Source organism: Proteiniphilum sp. (assembly GCF_040307845.1).
Lineage (GTDB): Bacteria > Bacteroidota > Bacteroidia > Bacteroidales > Dysgonomonadaceae > Proteiniphilum.
In genome coordinates this window covers 103,191-118,465 of sequence record NZ_JAWRIS010000039.1, presented here as the reverse complement: position 1 = coordinate 118,465, position 15,275 = coordinate 103,191, and the positions used below count along the sequence as shown (strand labels likewise).

Here is a 15,275-nt window from a genome sequence, read left to right as displayed (position 1 = left end):
AACGAATTATTACTCAACAGATTTATTTGCAGGTTCGGAATCAACCCGAACTCAAAGAAAAATAAAAAAATAATCAACGAACTTAGGCATTGGGGCAAAATTGCCGCTTAATGGACTAAGTTTTTATAACGAACTATTGTTTATTAGTCAAGGTGGATATAAAAGCTTTCAACCCTCTTTGTTGAATAGAGGGTGGGAAATTGATGACATGTCTGTAATCAACCTTCTCAGTAAGGCTGATCGGTTTATGGGCCGTTTGGATATGTATTCCGAATATGTGGATATTGATATGTTTATTCAGATGCATATTGCAAAAGAAGCGACGCAATCATCCAAGATTGAAGGTACACAGACAAAAGTGGAAGAGGCTTTCCTGGCAAAATCAGATGTCAGTGCGGAAAAAAGAAATGACTGGGAGGAAGTGCAAAACTACATCCAAGCCATGAATGAAGCGGTGGAAATGCTGCATAGGTTTCCTTTTTCCACCCGCTTGATCAAACAAGCGCACAAAGTCCTGATGCAAGGAGTGCGAGGACATCATAAGCAGCCGGGAGAATTCCGAAGAAGTCAGAACTGGATTGGTGGGGCCACTCTGCAGGATGCCATATTTATTCCTCCGGTGCACTACGAAGTAGATAATCTGATGTCAGATATTGAGAAATTTGCGAATTCTCAAGATGACAATTTACCTGATTTAATCAAGATTGCACTTATTCATTATCAGTTTGAGACGATACATCCGTTTTTGGATGGTAATGGGCGGACGGGACGATTGTTGATCACCCTTTACCTTGTCTCCAAGGGAGTGCTTAAAAGACCAATTCTGTATCTGTCGGATTTCTTTGAACGACATCGGAGTTTGTATTATGATAACCTGATGCGTGTCAGGACGCATAACGATATCAATCAATGGCTTAAGTTCTTTCTGACAGGAGTGATAGAGACTTCCAAAAGAGGAGTAGAAACGCTGGATGCCATCATGCAGCTCAAACATTCCATTGAAAAGCAGATTGATTCTTTGGGAAAAAGAGGAAAAGATGCACGTATTGTCGTTGATTATTTATATAAGAAACCGATTGTTTCGGCTTCCGAAGTGATTGATCTGATTGAGAAATCTCCTCAAACAGCATACAACTTGCTTGCTGATCTGGAAGGAATGGAAATAATCAGGGAAATGACGGGCGCACAACGAAATAAGTTGTACATTTTTGAAATGTATATCGATTGTTTCAAATAATCTTTATCTTAGATTTTCTTTTCGCCGCATCTTTTTTGGCTTTTCGAAGCCTTAAATAAAGATACGAACCAAAAATCAGGATGAGGGAAGTGATGTGGATATAGCGTCTTACGTCACGACTGACATTGATATCGGCAAATCCGATGCTTCGGGCACGTCCACCTCTTTCCTGCTCTTGATTGGCAACCTTGGTGGCGGCAGGTCTGGCTTCCCTTGGTTTCATGATGCTATCGTTTGTCTGTTTGCCCTGTCCGGGATTGTGAACAGTGGCAGTTTCGGGCTTAGCTCCTTTGCTTGATTCCGCACTTTCCGTAACTTCCACGGCTTGCGCTTGTCTTGCAGCTTCCCTGGCACTGAGCAACCCGCCTACCTGTATGCCCATGGCATGAATAAACAGAAGGGCATAAAAAGGGTATGACCACTTTTGCCATTTCTTCCACTTCACCTTCCCCATGCGTTTGTGCACTGACTTGAAAGAGGTTATCCAGAGCGGTAGGAATAAAGCGAGCAGCACGATTCCAAGGACAAAGCTGAAATTGCTTATTCCGGTGCCGAGTTCGCTTGTCACCCTTGCATTTGCCATATATTCCTCATTGTTCGTGAAATACATCAGCGAACGGGGGAAAGTATTGGTGATACGGATAAGCGCGTGTGTGAGAACCGGAAAGCCTGATATGATAGAGAGCTCCTTACGGATATTGAGTAGCTTCTTCACCCATGGAATTTTGGGATTCAGCGCTCCAGTATACATGACGATGATCAGTATGGGAAATGCGAATGTGCCAAAATGGATATAATCCCTTAAAATACCTCCCAAAAACGGGATCCGGTTAAAATTGAACATCTCGACACCCAATAACCGGCCTATAAAAGGAATTGCCACCAAGGCAAAAGGTATTGCCAATACGATGTAGTATATGGTTGCGTGCTTCTTTATTGATTTTGACAGTAAAATAGCCAGCAAGGTAAATATAGCGAGGGATGTAAGCAGGGGAGCGGTCGAATTCAGAAACTGGACAAGATCAATGAAAAATTTAATCATATATTATCTTCTATTTGAAAGTACAAAGGTCAGTTAATATAATGATGCATGCAATCCCTATAAGCAAGGATTTTAGATGAAGGTTAATACCAAGAAATAGTGATTCCATTCAAATTGTTATAATACCTGTACTGAATAAAGTGAGTATGAGAATGTAACCAATGATGATAAAAGATTCAACTTTTCTACAAGATTGAATACGATATTGCATTCAAAAATCACGTAAATAAAAACTATATTTGTGACTTAATAGATTCTTAATCGTATGAAAATACTGGTAATAGAAGATGAACGGGAACTCTCGCGGAATATAGTGAATTACCTTTCCGCGGATGATTATCTGTGTGAGCAGGCATATAATTTTGCCGAAGCAGAGGAGAAAATTGCCCTGTATGATTATGATTGTATCCTGCTCGATTTGAACCTTCCCGGCGGAGATGGTCTGAAAATATTAGAAGAAATAAAACAAAGGAATATCGACAGCGGAATTATTATTATTTCCGCAAGGGGTTCTCTGGATGATAAGATCGCCGGTTTGAAAATCGGAGCCGATGATTATCTGGCAAAACCTTTCCCGCTGTCCGAATTAAGCATCAGGATATATGCCCTTATGAGAAGGCGGCAATTTTCCAATAACAATCTATTGAAGACAAATGGATTGGAAATAGATCTTTTATCGAAAACGGTGAAGATGAACGATATACACGTTGTCCTGACAAAATCGGAGTACGACTTGTTATTGTACCTTATCGGGAATAAAAATAGGGTAGTATCGAAGAATGCCATCGCGGAACATCTATCGGGTGATATGGCTGATATGTTGGATAACCATAACTTTGTCTATGCCCATATCAAGAACTTAAAATCCAAATTGGCAGATGCCGGGTGCGCCAATTGTATTAAAACAATCTACGCAACAGGATACCAATGGCTCGATTAAAATCACTTACCACCAAAAGCCTTTTCAGGTTTTTTATTTTTACGGTAGTCATCCTGCTGTGCTGCTTTCCTTTGTTGTATAAGTTAATGGAAAATAAATATGCGGAGGATCTTGACGAACTGATACAATTCCGGGCGGAAGAATTTAAGAAAGAGAAACTTCCTTCGTTTACCGCCAATGATATCGGGCTATGGAATGAATATAATGAAGACCTCTATATACTTCCGCACAGCGAGAAATACTCTCGCGAAATAGTCAGACTAGAAGAATATTTTAATAAATCGGAAGGACATGCAATTGATTACCGGATATTCTATACTGATATTTTTATTGAAGGTGAGCCTTATACATTGGTATCGAGGGTACCGATGATTGAATTCCACGATCTTTTTAATATGCTCCTTACCCAATATGGAGTGGTATTCATTATATTGATTATTTCTTTATCGATAGTGTATGTTTTTGTCTCGAAACGGCTCTGGAAGCCTTTTTATAATACACTTCAAAAAATTGAACAGTTTAACCTTGCGTTGGGCAAAGAACCGGAATTTAAATCTACTGATATCAGAGAGTTTGTCAGCTTGAATGAGCAATTGAGCCGGTTGATCAAGGAGAACTTGAAAATATACAAACAACAAAAGGAGTTTGTGGAAAATGCTTCGCATGAGTTACAGACCCCTTTGGCGGTTTTTCAATCGCAACTCGATATGCTTCTTCAACAACCGGATTTGACGGAAACGGAGACTAATATCATTCAATCTCTTTATTCCACCTCCTCACGCATGACGAGATTAAATAAAAACCTGCTTCTACTGGCAAAAATGGATAATGAACAGTTTCAACAGCGGGAAACGGTCAATTTTCCCACAGTACTGTTCGACCAATTATCTCCGTTAAAAGAAATGGCAGAAAGCAATGGAATAGAGGTTATAGTTGAATCAATGAGTCCGCTTATGATAGATGCCAATTTAATACTCCTGGAAAGCCTTATCAATAACCTGATCGTGAATGCAATCAGGCATAATGTGAAAGGCAAGGGAATTATCCATATAGCATTGAAAGATAATATCTTCTCCATTTCGAATACTGGCCAACCCGAACCTTTAAATCCGGATAAAATTTTCAGGAGGTTTAGCCGTACTTCGGAAGAGAAAAAGGGAAATGGATTAGGCCTGTCGATAGTCCGGCAGATTTGCATTCTTCACAACTGGGAGATCATTTATGCATTCAGAGATAACAGGCATTGTTTCAGTGTTGTTTTCATAGAATTATAAAACTATAATGAGGTAAGGACCCGTTTTGTATTGCTCTTTGCCCGATATGACAGATTGTATCGGGGTGTCATTCAATACTGCCTTTTCGGGCAACAGTAGGAGTTGCCCGGATAGTGTGTCGCTTAGTATATCCTCTTCGGAAGCGACCATAACTTCTTTTCCGAGAAAAACATCCATACTTCCGGGTCGTGGAATTTTATACACATAATATTCGGTAGTGTCTTTTTCTTCTGCAATCCGCATTGCTTCCTTGCATAAGGTATTCCATCCCATATAAGGATTCAACCGGGGCAAGGCTAATCCGGCGATGAAGATGGCCGATAAAAGGGTGAAAGTCATTGCACGGATAGACTTACGGAGGGCTTTTTTCTTAAAAAGCAGATATAAAACCGTGAGTCCGCCAAGGGAGATGACAGCTGCCGCCGCATACACCAGCGGTACGGCTATATAAGAAATTCCGTCAATCCTTTTTATGTAGAAAAGGGCTGGCAGTGCAACTGCGAAAATAAGGGCCGGTACTGCTACCGAAAGCCGCAACCAGATATTTGTCTCATCGAATTTATCGAGCAACATGGCCGGGAGATAGATCAGAAAAGGTATGGCGGGAAGCAGATAGACAGTCAGTTTGGAGCTGACCAGCGACAACATGACGAAAGTTGCCAGTATGATGGTAAGGAAAAACTTCTCGGTTTCGGTTTGGATTTTTTTACGAACTACTCCGGTAATAATCAGTCCCACCGATAAAAGCATCCAGGGTGCCAATACATACCAGATAGCGATGGCATAGTAGTAGAACGGGGATTTATGATGGAAGGCATTCACTCCCCTTCCTACCGTCTGGTGTACCAGCAGGTTGTAGAGATAGGTGTCGCCACCTTCCAGGTAAACGCCTGTAAACCAGATGCCGCACCCCAGTAGCAGTACCAACCAGCTTTTCCATCCCCAGTACTGTTTCCACGTACGGATTTTACCCCGATAAATCAGGAATATTATTGTGGAGAGCAACGGAACCAGGATACCGACAGGTCCTTTTGAGAAAAGGGCAAGGAAAACATAGACCGGAAACAGGTAAGCGTCCCCTTTTGTTCCTTCACCATTGTATATTTTAAAGAAAGTATAGAGCGAAAGAGTGATAAACATCACCATCAACATATCCATACGGATAGTAATGGTCAAAGCCAGAAAGAAGCCGCCGGTCATCAGCATCAGCAAGCCATCGGGTTGGTAGGCGGAAGACTTTTCCCTTCTCATCCATTTTTCCATCATCATCAGTACTACCAGAGCCGGCAAAAACGATAAGAGCGACAAGAACCACATTTGATGGCTGCCGATCAACGTTTTCCCTGCCATCATCAACCAGAAACTCAGGGGTGGCTTATCTGCATAGATCTCGCCATCAAGCGTGAAAGTAAAGAAATTGCCCTGACGCAAAGCTTCATCGACAATGCTCAGGTAACGCAACTCATTATTGGGAGTATAATCCCGTAAAATCATCACCGGGAGCAGTGCTATGAGCCATAAAAGATAGAGATGCCTGGGTTTCATAAAATTACCAATTACTAATTACCAATTACCAATTACCAATTACTAATTACTAATTACCAATTACCAATTACTTTTCGCGCGAAGTGCACTATCAGCACACAGTGCGTTATCATCATCAACTTTCCCACTTTCCCACTTTCCTACTTTTCCACCTTTCCACTTTTTCACCTTCCCCTTAGCCTGTAAGCCGATCATAATATTACGGACATAAGCTACAAAACCGACAGATTGTCCCAATATGAGAATGGGGTCGTGGCGAATGATCCCGTAAGCGACAATGATGCCTGATCCCAACAGGCTGATGATCCAGAAACCAATGGGTAACACCGACCGATGAAGATGGATTGAATAGATCCATTGGTAGATGAAACGAAATGTAAAAAGCATCTGGCCGGCTGAACCGAAGATCACTAACCAGAGAGGTATATTTTTTTGCCGGAAGAAAAGAGTGGTAAAGGCATCCATGTCACGCATCAGAAAAATCGAAGCAACCACAGGTGTCAATATAAGGGTTGCTCTGAGAACGACAGGTATCCGCTTCCATATATTTTGCATATTGAGGTTCCATAGGTAAATATAATATGCGATGAATTGCCCGAATATAATGGCAAAGTCGTTCCTCAACACTCCGTAGATAAAGAGCAGGTAAGAGCCGAAAATACTCAGGACCCAGAATATAGGAGGCGAGACTATTTTCTTCGCTTTTTCGGTCACTATCCACTGGTAGAGTATTCGTGCCGAGAAGAAGAGTTGGGCTAAAAAGCCAATTCCATAAATCCAGATGCTTGTCCCCTGCATAAATCACTCCAAATTAATATCATTGATCCGGTAATTGATATAGCGTTTTTTTATCCACCGGTAAGCAAACAATACACAAATACAGCCATCGTTTAAGATTTGACTTAAACAGCCCAAAAGTATCCTCCAATTTTGTAGAAATACAGAATTTTCAATTACATTTATCTTAAATCTGGGTTGGGGTACAATTTATTTTGTGTAGAAAGTGGAAAAATGATATATTGTATCTGGAATGTTTGCTATTCAATAAAAAATCTTATTTTTGCAAATCTAAAATAAAAGAATGCTTTGGAAAGGTAAACGGTTAATCGCCTCTGTTCTATTTGTGGTCTTCACATTTTACTATGTGGATATCTGCTTCTTTTCCCATAGCCATACCATTAACGGCACCACCGTTGTCCACTCCCATCTTCACAATAAGGCGCATACCGAAACAGGAACGCACAGCGACAGTGAATTAAAACTGATCTCATCGTTGTCCGCTTTCCATACATTGGCAGCAGATATGTCTCCCGTAATTTTGGGAGTATTGATGTTGTTGGGGATGTTTATCCTGCCATTCTTTGAAGAAAAAATTTACTCCAAACCTGCCGCTTGTATCACCTTGCGGGCACCCCCTTCCTTATTCTAATCAAATCTTATCCTGATCATTTGGCACTGCCTTCCTGTTTATATTGAAAAATAGTTTTCTATTTTCTTCCAAAAGGGTTCAGTGTATCTACAGTTAGTCAAACACACCGCTGACAAACGGAGTGTATTCCATCATTTTATAGAAAAATCATTGTACCATATGAAATGAGCATCAAAACCAATATGGTAGGGCAAGTTTCATTAATACTTATTTTTAATTATATGAATAGATTATTCATACTTGCGGGCCTGTGCATTTTACTGGCTTCGTGCAAACAAAATAACAGTGCACAGGAAGGTGCTGAAGTACAATATAGGGGCGATACCATCGTCGTGAAAGAAGATTCGCCCATTCTGGGACAAATAGTGATAGAGAAAGTGGAGTCCCGCGATTTTTCGGCCGGCTTCAGGACCGTCGGTACCATCCGTCCCGTATCGGGTAAATATGCGGAGATCGCCCCTCCCTTTTCAGGACGTATCACAAAATCATTTGTCGAGTTGGGAAGAAGAGTGAATGCCGGATCACCGGTTTTCGAACTGAGTTCTTCCGAGTTCTTTGAAGCTGTGAAGGCATACTTTGCCGCCCAGTCGGCCAATGAGGTGGCCCAGACCAATTATAACCGCCAGAAAGAGTTGGAGGCCAACGGAGTGGCTTCGAAAAAAGAACTGGAGCTGGCACGCAATGAAGCAAATATTGCGGCTAAGGAGTGGGAACAGGCAAAAGCAACCATGCAGATTTTCAATATCGATGCTAATTCGCTCCAAATGGGACAGGCCCTGAAAATTGTATCGCCTATTGCAGGTGATGTGGTGAAGTATGATATCACCATCGGGAGTTATGTCAGAGAAGATGCGGAACCGCTGGCCATCGTGGCCGATTTGTCCACGGTTTGGGTTACCGCGTTGGTGAAGGAAAGGAATTTCGGCACCATCAAAAAAGGTGAACAGGTAGAGGTATTTACCGATGCTCGTCCCGACCAGGCTATCCCGGGCACTATTTACCATGTGGGTGAGATGCTGGACGTGGAAACCCGCTCGCTGGAAGTGATCATTGCCTGCGATAATGCCGACAGGCAACTGAAACCGGGGATGTTCTGCAAGGTACATTTCCTGAACGCTCCGGCAAAATCCATCGTCCTGCCTGCTACCGCCGTCATGCAGGAACAGGAGAATGATTATGTGCTGATAGAAGCATCGAAGGGCAAATATCTTCGTCGCAAGGTGCAAACCGAGACGGTCAGTATGGAAGAAGTGCTTGTCCTTAACGGTGTCGAAGAAGGAGAGAATGTAGTAGCCAAGGGTGGGATTTTTCTAAATATGTAAATCGATGGAAAAATTAATGAACACCCTGATCCAGCGCCGCTGGCTGATGCTGTCGATATTTATTATTTTGTCGGCCATCGGAATTTATGCCTGGCGGCAGCTCGCCATAGATGCCTATCCCGATATTGCAGACGTGTCAGTCGGCGTGGCCACGCAAGTGCCGGGATTGGCTGTCACCGAGATAGAACAGCAGATCACCATTCCCCTTGAACGTGAACTCAATGGTATTCCCCGCCTGAAGATCATGCGGAGTAAGAACTTTTTTGGCTTATCCAAAATCACACTTGTCTTTGAAGACGGAACAGATGAATACTGGGCGCGACAAAGAGTGCTGGAGCGGATCAACGATATTGACCTGCCTTTCGATGCCCAGCCCGGGCTCGACCCGCTGACATCGCCCACCGGGGAGATATACCGGTATGTGGTCAAGGGAAACAGGAGCCTGCGGGAACTGACCGAACTCAATCACTGGGTCATCATTCCCCGCCTGAGGCAGATACACGGCATTGCCGATGTATCCAACTTCGGCGGTATCACCACCCAGTTCCAGATAGAGATAGATCCCAATATGCTGACGAAATACAGTCTTTCGCTCGGAGAAGTGACCGAATCGATCGAGCGTAACAACTCCAATGCCGGGGGAAGTACCTTTACCCGCGGCGATTTGAGTTACGTCGTGCGTGGGGTAGGCCTTGTGCAGGATCTTCAGGATATGGGCAATATCGTGGTGAAAACCGTCTCAGGAGCACCTGTGTATCTAAAAGACCTGGGAGAACTGAAATACGGGAACCTCGAACGCAAGGGCATCATGGGCTATGTGGATAAAGAGATAGACTATGAAGACGGGGTACAGGGCATGGTGCAGCTGCTGCGGTATCAGAACCCCTCGTGGGTGCTCGAAGAGATACACCGTGCGGTGGATGACCTGAACGACAATATCCTACCCAAAGATGTGAAGATCCATACCTTCTACGACCGCACCGAGCTGGTGGATGCCACCCTGCACACCATTTCACACACCCTTTCGTTTGGAATCCTGCTGGTGATAGGGGTGTTGATCATCTTCCTCGGAAGTCCCAAAGGAGCACTGCTTGCCACCATCACCATTCCTGTCTCGTTGCTGATCGCTTTTATCCTGATGTTGCTGACCGATATTCCGGCCAACCTGCTCTCGCTGGGAGCGATCGATTTCGGTATTATCGTGGATGGCACCATTGTGATGATGGAGACCATCCTTAAGAAACGGGAGGATAATCCCGAGATGGAACTGGAGGAGTCGAGCATTGCGAAGCGGGCTGCGGAAGTCGCAAAGCCTATTTTGTTCGCAACACTGATCATCATCGTGGCTTACCTCCCGCTGTTCGCATTCGACCGGGTAGAACGAAAGCTTTTCACTCCCATGGCGTTCACGTTATGCTTTGCCCTGCTGGGAGCACTGGCCTCGGCGATGATATTGATCCCCGGATTGGCCTTCTCGGTCTATAGAAAGCCTCAGAAAGTATATCATAACCGCTGGCTCGAACGGCTCACGGAGATATACAAACAGCAGACGACAAAGGTTATTGCCGCACCGAAAAGACTGATAGCCCCTATCGCGGTTGTACTGGCAGCGGTGGTCAGCCTTTCTATCTTCGTGGGAAAGGACTTTTTGCCGGCCCTTGATGAGGGGAGCATCTGGATACAGGTGCAGTTGCCTCCCGGCATGTCGCTCGAGAAATCTTCCGAAATGGCTACCTTGCTCAGGGATAAACTCAAACATTTTGATGAGGTGACTTATGTGATGACGCAAACTGGCCGTGACGACGAAGGGGTTTGCCCGTTCTCTTTTTCACATATCGAAGTGATGATCGGGCTTACGCCTTATAAGACATGGAAGAATGGCCGTAAAAAGTCGGACCTGATCGATGATATGGCAGCGGTGATCGCCACGATGCCGGGCTATGGCGTAGGTTTCTCGCAACCGATCATCGACATGGTGATGGACCAGATTGCCGGTGCGCATAGTGATCTGGCAATCAAGGTCTATGGGGAGGACCTGACCGAAAGCCGGCGTATTGCCGAACATATAGTGGAAGTGATTGAAAAGGTGGATGGAGTGGCTGATGTGGGTATTATGGAAGAGCCTTTCCTTCCACAGTTGCAGATCGTGGCCGACCGCGACAGGATTGCACAGTACGGTTTGAATGTCTCCGACGTGGCTGAACTGATTGAGGTAGCTATCGGTGGAAAAGCTATCTCCCAGGTGTTTATCGACAGTCGTGTCTATGATGTAATTTGCCGCTATAACGAAGCGTCGCGCGACACGCCGGAAAAGATCGGGGAACTGATGCTTACCTCCGCATCCGGGGTGAGGGTACCCCTCTCCACCGTGGCAGAGGTGAAAACGACAACAGGTCCCAGTATGATCTCCCGTGAGATGAACCAGCGTTTCACTACTGTGCGTATGAACCTGAGGGGCAGGGATCTGACTTCATTCGTGAAGGAAGCCCGGTCCAGCATAGAAAAAGAGGTGCAATACGACCACACCCAATTCCATCTCCATTGGGCGGGACAATTGGAAAACCAGCACCGCGCATTCGGACGCCTGGCCGTCATCATGCCCATCACCTTGGCGGTGATGTTCCTGCTGTTATTCTTTGCCTTCGGGAAATTCCGCCAGGCCGGCTTGCTGATCGGGATGTTACCTCTCGCGGTTTTTGGGGGGATGTTGGCTTTGGTAGTCCGCGGGATGAGTTTTAACGTATCATCGGCCGTGGGCTTTATCGCCCTATTCGGGGTTTTTATCCAGAATGGCGTGATCATGATCTCCCATATCAATATCCTGCGGAAAAAAGGAGTCGAACTGAAAGAAGCCGTGATATCGGGTGCATCGCACAGGTTACGTCCGGTATTGATGACCGCCACTGTGGCTGTGCTGGGACTATTGCCGGCATCATTGTCGACCGGCATCGGTTCCGACGTGCAGCGCCCGCTGGCAACAGTGATTGTGTACGGATTACTTTTCGGAACTATCCTTATCCTCTATATATTGCCGGCACTCTATTATATTATGGAAAAAGGAAAAGCCACTCAAACTACGAACCAATGACAAATAAAATATATTTCCTGAAATCCTTCCTGCCGGCTGTATTGTGCCTGCTGGCTCTCACTGCGCATGCACAGGAAAAACATGAAGCGGGAAAACGGATCCTGACATTCAATGAATACATGGAGAACGTCAAGAAGTCCAATATCGACTATCTGGCTGAGAAGTATAATGTGGATATTGCCGATGCGGCGGTGAAAGCATCGAAAGTCTTTCCCGATCCCGAGTTGTCGGTCAGCTATGCCAACAACCAGAACTGGAATCTCGAAATGGGATACAGTGTGGATGCCGAGTTGAGCTATACCCTCGAACTGGGAGGCAAACGGAAAGCACGTATCCGGTTGGCACAAAGTGAGAAAGAGATGACCGAAGCGTTGCTGGAAGATTATTTCCGTAATTTGAGGGCAGACGCGACCATTGCATACTTCGAAGCGCTGAAGCAAAAATCACTGCTGGAAATCCAAAGGTCATCGTACCAGCAGATGGCTGGCTTGGCCCGTGCAGACAGCATACGGTTCCGGTTGGGAGATATCACCGAAGTCGATGCGCTTCAGTCCAGGCTCGAAGCTGCCACCATGCTGAATGATCTGTATGAGAGTGAAAGTCAATTACATGATGCTTTGGTTCAATTGGCATTATTACAAGGCAATGTAAATGTGGAACTGGCAGACTCCATAGGAGGCAATCTTGGTTATTATGAACGTCAGTTCGACCTGCCTGCACTGATTGTCGAAGCACAAAACAACCGAGCCGATTTGCAAGCCGCGTTGAAAAGCAATGAGGTGTCACAAAACAACCTGCGGCTGGCCAAAGCCAACCGTGCCATCGACCTTGGCATCAGCATAGGAGGGACGTATTCCTCTATCGTCCGGAATGAGATAGCGCCGGCACCCGCCTTCAAAGGTATTATGGCGGGGGTCAGTATCCCTTTGAAATTCTCCAATACCAACAAAGGAGAGTTAAGAGCCGCTCAATTTGCCGCGGAACAACAGGAAAGGCAATATGAAGCCATCCAGTTACAGATCAGCACGGAGGTGGTGCAGGCTTACCATCAATATTTAACCGCCCGTCGCCAGGTAGAGCAGTTTAATACCGGATTGTTGCAAGAGGCGGAGACCATCTTCCAGAAGAAGAAGTACAGTTATGAGCGGGGAGAAACCAGTATCCTCGAAGTACTGAATGCGCAGCGCACCCATAACGAGGTGCAGGTAAGCTACAACGAAACGCTTTTTACCTGCGCCGCCGCCCTGGTTGAGTTGGAACGCGCCTGTGGGATATGGGATATTGAAATGGACTAATTCACCAAGACCCTGCTAAAGCAAATGAAGATATTGATTACCTAAAATTTAGGGCTTGGGGTTAAATATTATTTTTTCTTTTACTATTAGCTTCATAGTATCAAATATGATATCAACAGCTTTGTTCATTTCTGTTTTATGTGAAGGATATATGTCTTCAAAGAAATTATGTTCTAAAACAATGGAGCAAGTAAGAAGTAGCTTTACCTCCATATCAGTTCTTTTATACATATCATATACATTTTGCTTGCTTTTGTGAATTAGTTTAGCAAACTCGACGTCTTTTATACCCTTTTCTCTAACAACGCCTTTTATCATTTGACCGATATGTAATTCTTTCGCTTCCATATTATGCTAATTTACAAAGTATTATCATTCCTTCCGTAATAATAAGTATCATTATTTCTTATTTTTATAAGAAATAATTTGTCTATTAGAGAAGTTTTATTTTACTTTGCAGATGTTGAGTTTTTAATGGACAAATGTACGTCTTAAACGTACAGGCATAAATGACATAAATTGACTATTTTTTATTATGATAAGCATTTTGTACAAAATCGAAGTCTGGCTATACCCATATGTTTTGATACACTCCCGGTAATTTTACCGTCCGTCAAGTTCCGGAGTCCTCTTATAAATTACTTAAAATAGACCTAATGATAAGGCATTATATTGATTAAGGAATAAAATAACTAATCAAATTAAAAGAAAAACAATGTTAACATGAGCACATAATTAACAAAACGACTGATATATGAATTACAACAAGCCAATCACCCGGCATACCTTCCGAAAAATGTGTATGCTGTTGTTCACATGCATGCTCATAATGCTATCGTGTGAAAAGAATAACGAAAACAAAAAAGATAACATTGATTATGATTCCAGGAAACCGATAGAACTTTCAGGGTTTTATCCGGATTCAGGCTGGTATCAGGAAAAAGTAATGTTAGAAGGGAAAAATTTTGGTACGGATCCGGCACAAATAAGGGTCTGGTTCAATCAGAAAAGGGCGCCTGTAATCGGCTCTACAGGCACACGTATGTATGTTCAAGCACCCCGCCTGCCGGGAGACACATGCACCATCTCCATAGCCATCGGGAAAGACTCGGTGGTATATGACCAAAAGTTCAGATACTTCGCTTCTGTTACGGTTACCACCGTTGCCGGAACCGGGGAAAGCGGCTACAGGGATGGCGATTTAACTCAAGCTATCGTGGCGCCGCGTTACGTCTGTGTGGACGGTGAGGGCAATATCTTTATTCAATGTCGCTACATGGACGACCAGGGGAACACAGATTATCGTGCCTTTGCCAGAGTTGACGAGGAGGCTAACGAACTGATAACCATAGACAGGACTATGACAGGCAACGTGCCTGTTGCAGACCCTATAACCGGAGTCATTACTTTCCCGACGGAGGCTACTGTGGGTCAGGTTTACTCCTGCGATCCCAGAGAATTTTGGGGACCGCGCAAAAAAGAACTCCGGTTTCCGGACGATTATCCGGGTAAACCCGCGAATGGCTATAAGCATGCTATGGCCTACAACCCTGAGGACGGATATCTTTACTGCCGTTATTATTACGGTGATATCATCAAGATCAACCCAAACACATATGAAGTGGAACGCATCTACAAAACGGTGCAGGGCGACAATTTCGGGCTGACCTTCAGCCCTCTTGAGCCTAATATCCTGTACATGTCGTTCCACAGCAATGCGGGAACATGCGCAAACAGCATATGCAGCATAGACGTTACCGACCCTGACAACACGTTCAAGAAACTCAGCGGCTCCACCGCCGGCGGTTTCCGCGACGGTCCGTTAGAAACAGCCCAGTTCAGAGAGCCAAATCAGATTATGTGCGACAACGACGGGAATATTTACGTGGCAGACAAATTGAACCATTGCATCCGCAGGATAACGCCCGAGAAGATGGTGGAAACTGTTTTGGGCTTTCCCCAAACTGCCGGCTTTAAAGACGGTACCAAAGATGAAGCTTTATTCAACAAACCTACGGGAATCGGCATCGCCAAGGACGGTACGGTATATGTAGGGGATAACGGCAACAAACGGCTACGGAAACTTTCCATTAATTAACCAAC

12 protein-coding genes are annotated in these 15,275 nt (G+C 44.5%); 8 read left to right on the top strand and 4 right to left on the bottom strand.

Annotation, left to right across the window (positions count from 1 at the left end; all coding sequences use genetic code 11):
• Positions 1–208 precede the first annotated feature (208 nt).
• Complete coding sequence (locus ABV001_RS10355) at positions 209–1,237, top strand: Fic family protein (RefSeq protein WP_352422730.1); 1,029 nt, start codon at positions 209–211, stop codon at positions 1,235–1,237.
• On the opposite strand, the gene ABV001_RS10350 is transcribed toward ABV001_RS10355, so the two are convergent.
• On the bottom strand, positions 1,230–2,279 hold the full coding sequence (locus ABV001_RS10350) for a hypothetical protein (protein ID WP_352422729.1): 1,050 nt from the start codon (positions 2,277–2,279) through the stop codon (positions 1,230–1,232). The two genes, ABV001_RS10355 and ABV001_RS10350, sit on opposite strands and share 8 nt — an antisense overlap.
• A gap of 265 nt (positions 2,280–2,544) precedes the next feature.
• Here ABV001_RS10350 and ABV001_RS10345 point away from each other — a divergent pair, with 265 nt between their 5' ends.
• Together ABV001_RS10345 and ABV001_RS10340 are read left to right on the top strand one after the other, a co-directional pair.
• Entirely contained in the window at positions 2,545–3,219 is a 675-nt protein-coding gene (locus ABV001_RS10345) for a response regulator transcription factor (RefSeq protein ID WP_352422728.1), read from the top strand.
• A complete protein-coding gene (locus tag ABV001_RS10340) occupies positions 3,207–4,493 on the top strand; it encodes a sensor histidine kinase (RefSeq protein ID WP_352422727.1) in 1,287 nt (428 codons plus the stop codon). Before ABV001_RS10345 ends, ABV001_RS10340 begins: the two co-directional genes overlap by 13 nt.
• Here the strand turns inward: ABV001_RS10340 and ABV001_RS10335 are convergent.
• Positions 4,488–6,038: an ArnT family glycosyltransferase gene (locus tag ABV001_RS10335; RefSeq protein ID WP_352422726.1), complete on the bottom strand. Its 1,551-nt coding sequence runs from the start codon at positions 6,036–6,038 to the stop codon at positions 4,488–4,490. The two genes, ABV001_RS10340 and ABV001_RS10335, sit on opposite strands and share 6 nt — an antisense overlap.
• Before the next feature lie 60 nt (positions 6,039–6,098).
• Positions 6,099–6,836, bottom strand: coding sequence for a lipid-A-disaccharide synthase N-terminal domain-containing protein (locus ABV001_RS10330; RefSeq protein WP_352422725.1), 738 nt, complete (start codon positions 6,834–6,836; stop codon positions 6,099–6,101).
• Positions 6,837–7,119: 283 nt separating this feature from the next.
• Here ABV001_RS10330 and ABV001_RS10325 point away from each other — a divergent pair, with 283 nt between their 5' ends.
• The 4 genes from ABV001_RS10325 (at position 7,120) to ABV001_RS10310 (ending at position 13,172) form a co-directional block, all read left to right on the top strand.
• On the top strand, positions 7,120–7,467 hold the full coding sequence (locus ABV001_RS10325; RefSeq protein ID WP_323424440.1) for a DUF8478 family putative metalloprotein: 348 nt from the start codon (positions 7,120–7,122) through the stop codon (positions 7,465–7,467).
• A gap of 221 nt (positions 7,468–7,688) precedes the next feature.
• Positions 7,689–8,789 (top strand): efflux RND transporter periplasmic adaptor subunit, encoded by a 1,101-nt coding sequence (locus ABV001_RS10320; protein ID WP_352422724.1) that lies wholly within the window; start codon positions 7,689–7,691, stop codon positions 8,787–8,789.
• 4 nt (positions 8,790–8,793) lie between these two features.
• Positions 8,794–11,877 carry an efflux RND transporter permease subunit gene (locus ABV001_RS10315; protein WP_352422723.1) on the top strand — a complete coding sequence of 1,028 codons (3,084 nt, stop codon included), beginning with the start codon at positions 8,794–8,796 and terminating at the stop codon, positions 11,875–11,877.
• Positions 11,874–13,172 carry a TolC family protein gene (locus tag ABV001_RS10310; RefSeq protein WP_352422722.1) on the top strand — a complete coding sequence of 433 codons (1,299 nt, stop codon included), beginning with the start codon at positions 11,874–11,876 and terminating at the stop codon, positions 13,170–13,172. Before ABV001_RS10315 ends, ABV001_RS10310 begins: the two co-directional genes overlap by 4 nt.
• Positions 13,173–13,220: 48 nt before the next feature.
• On the opposite strand, the gene ABV001_RS10305 is transcribed toward ABV001_RS10310, so the two are convergent.
• Positions 13,221–13,520 carry a hypothetical protein gene (locus ABV001_RS10305; protein ID WP_352422721.1) on the bottom strand — a complete coding sequence of 100 codons (300 nt, stop codon included), beginning with the start codon at positions 13,518–13,520 and terminating at the stop codon, positions 13,221–13,223.
• 406 nt (positions 13,521–13,926) lie between these two features.
• Between ABV001_RS10305 and ABV001_RS10300 the strand changes: the two genes are divergently transcribed.
• Positions 13,927–15,270, top strand: coding sequence for an IPT/TIG domain-containing protein (locus ABV001_RS10300; RefSeq protein WP_352422720.1), 1,344 nt, complete (start codon positions 13,927–13,929; stop codon positions 15,268–15,270).
• Positions 15,271–15,275: the final 5 nt, after the last annotated feature.